Raw genomic sequence first — 6,000 nt, 5'->3', positions numbered from 1 at the left:
AGCAGGAAGTTGATCAGCGCGGTCTTGCCGGTACCGGACTTGCCGATGACCATGGTGTTGGCCACGGCTTTTTCACCCAGCGAGTATTCGTTGGGCCTGGTGGCGTGGAAGTTGAAGTGGTAGGCCTGATTGTTGAGCGTCTGCAGGACGCTGACCGAGGCCCCCCAGGGGTTGAATGCGGCCTTGCCGGTGGCGAAGTTGTGCAGCGGACACAGGCCGAGGAAATTGAGTGAGCTGAGGTTGGCGATGCGGGGGCGAAAGCGCCAGTTGCACGGCAGTTGGGCGTAGTAGGCGGCGGCCACGGCCACGTCTTCCTTGACGGTGACGAAGCTGGCACCCGAGAGCTGCGCTCGCGCCTGGGCCACGTTGAGGTACAGGTCGTCCTGGTTGGCCGCGTAGATGGCCATGTTGAAGTGGTACTGCCCGAGCACGAAGTTGCCCGAGGCGAGCTGGTCCATGGCGTAGTCGAGCTCGACAATCTGGCTGACGGCTTTGTCTTCCGACGAGAGCATGGCGCCCTTGGTGCGCTGCAAGACTTTCATCGCGTCGTAACGGCTCATGGGGGTGAACGAGTGCGTGACGACGTACTCGAACTCCAGGTACTTGAGCCCGTTGAGAATGCCGGGCCAACTGCTGTCGGCGTATTCCTTGATGTTCAGGATGGCGCCATAGTGGTTCTCGCCGTTGCTGGTGCGCACGGCGAAATCGCCGCTGCCCGGGTTGAACAAGTGGCGACTGGTGGGTAGATAGCCGTAGATGGGCGCCTGCAGCACAGGCACCGGCTCGTCGGTGTGGTTGAGCAGGTAGCCGTAGAACTCGAGGTTTTCGGAGAACACCTGCCGGTGCACGCTCTCGTACAGGCCCAGGCGGTAGGGCGCGTAGTCCTGCAGCAGGGCCTCGACGTTGCCGGCAAGTTCGTTGATTTTTTCCAGGCAGGCTCTTTCTTCCTTGCGCAGGGTTGCGACGTCGCGCGCCATGGCGGTGAAACGTCTGCCGCTGACCACAGGCCGGTAGACCATGGTCAGGTACAGCTCGTTGTGCATGAGGCGCTTGGTGGACAGACGCTCCATGTAGTGATCGTGCAGTGCCTGGCTGAAGCGGTGCGGATAGCATGCCTCGCCTCGGATCTGGCGCCGACGCCGGATGTCATGCGCCCAGAAGGCCAGGTTCTCGAAGTCGGGCGCGCGCAGACTCTGCAGCAGGTTGTTGAAGGTGCGGTGCCGGTGCTCCAGTTCCCAGTCCTCTCGCCCCACGAACGGGAACCCGCTGAGCAGCCAGGTGATCAGGTAGTCACCCTCGCGCGTCTTGACCACGTGCGCGTCGACGTGGGTACTGAACGGGATGAAGTTGCTGTAGTCGGCGTCGGCGCTGAACATGGAAGTCGCCCGTGGCGTCAGGGGTAGTCGCGATAGGGGCGGATACGCTCGGCCTTCTTGCGGTAACCGGACGGACCGAAGACCCAGGACGAGCCGTAGAGCGCCTGGTTGCGCGGCAGGAAGCGGAACACGAGGTTCAGCCCGATCAGGCGGAAGATCAGCTCGTCCTTCTTGGCCATCAACCGCATGACGACGATGACGGCGGGGATGACCAGCAGGATGTACAGCGAGATGTACATGGCCAGCAGCAGCGGCACTCCGGCACCGATAAGAAAAGGGATGTAGGGCACCCCGATGATCGTCGGCGGCCGGGTGCAGCCGCGGAACAGAACGTCCTTTTTCATGGGCGGAGAGCTGGGGCATCAACAAGCATTGGCCACACCAGCATGGTCGGCAGCCTGCCAGTCACCCACGAACCAGCCGGCGATGGTGGCAGCGCCGCCAATGAGCAGGCCACCGATCAGCACCGGCGCCACGTCCGACAGGCGACGGTGCGCAAAGGCGACCTGGTACCCGGCGAAAACCACGGCGATGGTCACGATGGAAACCGACGCCACCCGCAGGATGGTTTCGAAGTTGGCAAAGAAGCTGGTCACCTTCTTGCAAGCGTCGGTAAAAGAGCCATTGCCCACGCCCGCGGCCATGACGTCGGGCGCCAGCGCCAGGGCGGAGAAGCCCAGCACCATGGCGGTGATGGTGTATTGTTCAAGGCGAGAGATGTGCATGGTGTCCTTTCGACGAGTAGCAAATCAGAAGACAAACGACGAGTCGGAGGCCGGAGCGGTCAAGCCGTCCGCCTGTGACGCGCTGGATGTGCCGGTCGACGTCGTGCCAGCGGATTCGACCAATGCACCACCGCGAACAGGAGCCACCGCCGACGTAGCCGGATCAGAAGGCCTGAGCCGGATGCGGCCGGGTGTGCCCTCCGCGCCAATGACCTCCACCGGAATGCCCGCAAGACGGGAAGCTGCCGGCGAAACCGGTGGACGGCCCGCCGACTGAGGCACCGTGCTTTCGGTGCCGGGTCGCTCAGCCTGGCCGGTGGCCTGGTGGTCGGGTCTGGTCAGGACGACGCCGTCGTCACGCGCCGGCAAGCGTCGCGCAGCCGTTCGGCGGGAGATGATTGAGATGGATGAGGTGGCGGACGCGCCACCTTGCTGCCCAATCGAATCGAATACCTTCTGTACGTAGCCATGCTGAAAGCCGGTCACGAAGTCGCCGGCGTAGTAGCAACTGAACGCCTTGCCCCAGTCATGGGATCGTCTGTAGCACTCCTGGAGAATTCTCGAGCCAGCGCGCAGGTTGGGACAAACCTCGAACGCCTCGGCGTACGACTTCAGCCCATAGGGCGCCAGGTTGTAGCGATTGACCTGTGCGATGCCGACTGAAAAGTTGTATCCCTGCTCCTTGAGCAGGCGCACCACCGCCAGCGCTTCGGTCAGGTTGACTGGCTGGCGCGACAACCGAGCGCCCACCACACCGATGGCAAACGGCTGGTTCGCCGACTCCACGTGGACCACGTGGCGCATGATGTGAAGGGGAACAGAAAGATCAGGGCAGTCCAGCATGGACCGTCAAAGACCGGAGGGCTCTGACAGTTCATGCCCAGGCAACGCCCCGGGTGTGACAGCAATTCGAATGCATTGTTGTTTGACCATAACGACCTCCTCCCGAGGGCATGTGTTATGGCAAAAATGGTAACTTTGGCACCAACCAAGTCATATCCCATTAATAGTAAGTACTACTGTTATTTGATTTTTTGTAAACCACCGCAGTTCCGCATTTCCTGCCATAGGGCAAAAGAGCGGACGATGCGTTCATCGCAAGGTTTCGAATCCCGACACCTGCTTCAGTACCGCCAATGCATCCACCGTCTCGCGGACGTCGTGCACCCTGAGCACGGCGGCTCCGCGCTCGGCGGCCAGCAGCGCGGCTGCAATACTGGCCGCCACCCGGTCCCGTGGCCGGTCGTGGCCGGTGACGCTGCCCAGCGATGATTTGCGCGACCAGCCGGCCAGCACCGCGCATCCGGTGGCAGAGGCCACCTCCATCTGCCGGGCCAGGAGGCTGAAGTTCTGCTCGACGGTCTTGCCAAAGCCGATGCCCGGATCGACCGTGACGCGCCCGGCCACGACGCCGCGCTTGGCCAGGGTCCGCACACGATCGTTGAGGAAGTCGATGACCGGCCCCAGCACGTCGCCGTCCATGGGTGCGGCCTGCATGGTCTGGGGCTCCCGGTGCATGTGCATGAGGCACACGCCGCAGCGCGGATGGGCAGCCACCACCTCCACCGCATGGCCCTGACGCAGGGCCCAGATATCGTTGATGATGTCGGCCCCCACGTCCAGCACCGCCTGCATCACCTCGGGCTTGTAGGTGTCGACGGAGATGGGCACCCCGAACCGGACGGCTTCGCGCACCACCGGCAGCACGCGCCGGAGTTCCTCGTCGAGCGGCACGGCGGGGCTGCCGGGCCGGGTGGACTCGCCACCGATGTCCAGGATGTCGGCGCCCTCCTTGATCAGCTTTTCGCAATGGCGCAGAGCGGCCGCCGTACCGGCATGCTGGCCGCCATCGGAGAAGGAGTCGGGCGTGACGTTGACGATGGCCATGACCTGCGGGCGGCGCAGATCGATGTCGAAGCGGGACGTGATCCAGAGGTGCTTGTTCTGTTCGGCCATGTGGCGTGAGCAAAGAATCGGTGATGAAAAAAAGGCCGCTGCCCCGGGGCAGCGGCCTTGTGCCGGAAGCGGCCAGGAGGGGATGATCAGCGGATCACCGCCAGCGCCGCGCGCTCGCCACCCCTGTAGGTGTACAGCGTCAGGGCACCGTTCTTGATATCGCCCTTCTCGTCGAACACGATCTGGCCCGACACGCCCTGGTGGTTCGTGGCCTTCAGTTCGGGCAGGTACTTCGCGGGATCGGACGAACCGGCACGCACCATGGCTTCAACCATCAGCTTGGTGGCATCGTACACATAGGGCGCGTACAGCTTCACGTCGTCGTTGAACTTGGCCTTGTAGTCGGCACGGAACTTGTCCATGGCAGGCTTGCCGGCGTCGTCCACGCCACCGGCTTCGGCGCAGTACACCTGATCGTCGGCCAGGCCGTCGCCTGCCAGCTTAGGCATTTCGCCGGTACACACACCATCGCCGCCCATGAACTTGACGTTCAGGCCCAGTTGCTTCATCTGCTTGAGCATCGGGCCGGCCACGGCGTCCATGCCGCCGAAGAACACGACCTCGGGTTGCTTGGACTTGAGCGTGGTGAGGATGGCGTTGAAGTCGGTCGCCTTGTCATTGGTGAACTCGCGCCCGACCACGGTACCGCCAGCGGCGACGACACCCTTCTCGAATTCGTCGGCAACGCCCTGGCCATAGGCCGTGCGGTCGTCGATCACCGCCACTTTGGTAGCCTTGAGGGTTTCGACGGCGTACTTGCCCAGCGTGCCGCCCAGGTGCACATCGTCAGCCACGACGCGGAAAGCGCCCGGATAGCCCTGACGCGTGTACTTCGGGTTGGTGGCCGAGGGCGAGATCTGCGGGATGCCTGCCTCGTGGTAGATCTGCGAAGCCGGGATGGTGGTGCCCGAGTTCAGGTGGCCGATCACGCCGGCCACTTTGGCATCCACCAGCTTCTGTGCGGCAGCGGTACCCTGCTTCGGGTCTGCCGCATCGTCTTCGGCCAGCAGTTCGAACTTGACGGGTTGGCCACCAATGGTGACGCCTGCCGCGTTCAACTCGTCGATGGCCATGCGGGCACCGTTTTCGTTGTCTTTGCCGAGGTGAGCAATCGCGCCGCTGGTGGGACCCACGTGACCAATTTTGACGATCTGAGCTTCAGCAGCAGCAGGTGCAGCAGCGGGAGCGGCTGCGGGAGCAGCCTCTTCTTTCTTGCCGCACGCGGCCAGGGCAACAGCCGCTGCGATTACGGCCAGTTTGAGGTTCAGTTGCATAGATGTCCTCGGAAAGGAGTGAATGTTGATATGCGGAGGGAATTTGTTTCTCCACGCACGTAAAGATACTCCAAAATCCGCCACTGTATCCAGCCAGTGCACACGCCACAACACGTGCTAAGGGTTAGCCCGGTGCTGGATCAGTACAGCGCATGAGGCATTAGCCGAACGAGATCGGCCGTCAGCCGCGACGGCCCGAGGACAATGCAGCCGCCACGTCGTGGCGGACGGGCACAATGCCGGACGATTGGTACCAGCGCCAGCGCGAACGCGCGAGTTCGCGGTCTTGTATGCCGGTGGACACCACTTCGATCACGCGCTGGTATCGTCCGATCCGGCCGGGGTCGGGCAATTGCCCGTCCAGATTGACCAGAATCGGCACAGCCGGATCGACATCGAGCACCGACGGCCCGATCACAATGGGCGATTGGGCCAGCATCGACGGGGCCGCCATATCCAGGCAATGTGGCACGAAATCACCCGGGATACTCTGCCACAACTCAGCATCCAGGTGCCCCGACAAACCGGCATCGGCGAGCACGTGCAGACGCGCGCCCTTGGCATAGGCCTTGCGCAGCAGGCGGACCGCATACTGCAGCTTGTCGGCGGCATTGAAATGGAAGGCGACCTCGGTGGGTAGCGCAAGTGCCTGAGACATGCTGGGTGTGG

At 63.1% G+C, this 6,000-nt stretch carries 6 protein-coding genes and 1 pseudogene; all 7 read right to left on the bottom strand.

What is annotated here, in order from left to right; all coding sequences use genetic code 11:
* Nucleotides 1-1,376: pseudogene (locus tag PHQ87_RS04440) on the bottom strand (VirB4 family type IV secretion/conjugal transfer ATPase); the annotation flags it as partial.
* Nucleotides 1,377-1,393: 17 nt separating this feature from the next.
* Nucleotides 1,394-1,720 (bottom strand): VirB3 family type IV secretion system protein, encoded by a 327-nt coding sequence (locus tag PHQ87_RS04435; protein ID WP_300231651.1) that lies wholly within the window; start codon nucleotides 1,718-1,720, stop codon nucleotides 1,394-1,396.
* 18 nt (nucleotides 1,721-1,738) lie between these two features.
* The gene (locus PHQ87_RS04430) at nucleotides 1,739-2,101 is read right to left on the bottom strand and encodes a TrbC/VirB2 family protein (RefSeq protein WP_300231650.1); all 363 of its coding nucleotides are present in this window, start codon (nucleotides 2,099-2,101) and stop codon (nucleotides 1,739-1,741) included.
* Between the two features lie 24 nt (nucleotides 2,102-2,125).
* Nucleotides 2,126-2,944: a lytic transglycosylase domain-containing protein gene (locus PHQ87_RS04425; protein WP_300231648.1), complete on the bottom strand. Its 819-nt coding sequence runs from the start codon at nucleotides 2,942-2,944 to the stop codon at nucleotides 2,126-2,128.
* Nucleotides 2,945-3,193: 249 nt separating this feature from the next.
* Nucleotides 3,194-4,057: a dihydropteroate synthase gene (folP, locus tag PHQ87_RS04420; RefSeq protein WP_300231647.1), complete on the bottom strand. Its 864-nt coding sequence runs from the start codon at nucleotides 4,055-4,057 to the stop codon at nucleotides 3,194-3,196.
* Between the two features lie 86 nt (nucleotides 4,058-4,143).
* A complete protein-coding gene (locus PHQ87_RS04415; protein WP_300231646.1) occupies nucleotides 4,144-5,331 on the bottom strand; it encodes a branched-chain amino acid ABC transporter substrate-binding protein in 1,188 nt (395 codons plus the stop codon).
* Nucleotides 5,332-5,512: 181 nt separating this feature from the next.
* Entirely contained in the window at nucleotides 5,513-5,989 is a 477-nt protein-coding gene (locus PHQ87_RS04410; protein WP_300231645.1) for a DNA polymerase III subunit chi, read from the bottom strand.
* Nucleotides 5,990-6,000: the final 11 nt, after the last annotated feature.

The sequence above is a fragment of the Hydrogenophaga sp. genome, from assembly GCF_028698005.1.
GTDB lineage: Bacteria > Pseudomonadota > Gammaproteobacteria > Burkholderiales > Burkholderiaceae_C > Hydrogenophaga.
The sequence above is the reverse complement of the archived record's forward strand: the minus strand, read 5'-3'. Positions and strand labels throughout refer to the sequence as shown.

Coding starts and splice junctions, on each gene's coding strand:
- PHQ87_RS04435 (WP_300231651.1), bottom strand. CDS start 1,720: ATGAAAAAGGACGTTCTGTTCCGCGGCTGCACCCGGCCGCCGACGATC.
- PHQ87_RS04430 (WP_300231650.1), bottom strand. CDS start 2,101: ATGCACATCTCTCGCCTTGAACAATACACCATCACCGCCATGGTGCTG.
- PHQ87_RS04425 (WP_300231648.1), bottom strand. CDS start 2,944: ATGCTGGACTGCCCTGATCTTTCTGTTCCCCTTCACATCATGCGCCAC.
- folP (WP_300231647.1), bottom strand. CDS start 4,057: ATGGCCGAACAGAACAAGCACCTCTGGATCACGTCCCGCTTCGACATC.
- PHQ87_RS04415 (WP_300231646.1), bottom strand. CDS start 5,331: ATGCAACTGAACCTCAAACTGGCCGTAATCGCAGCGGCTGTTGCCCTG.
- PHQ87_RS04410 (WP_300231645.1), bottom strand. CDS start 5,989: ATGTCTCAGGCACTTGCGCTACCCACCGAGGTCGCCTTCCATTTCAAT.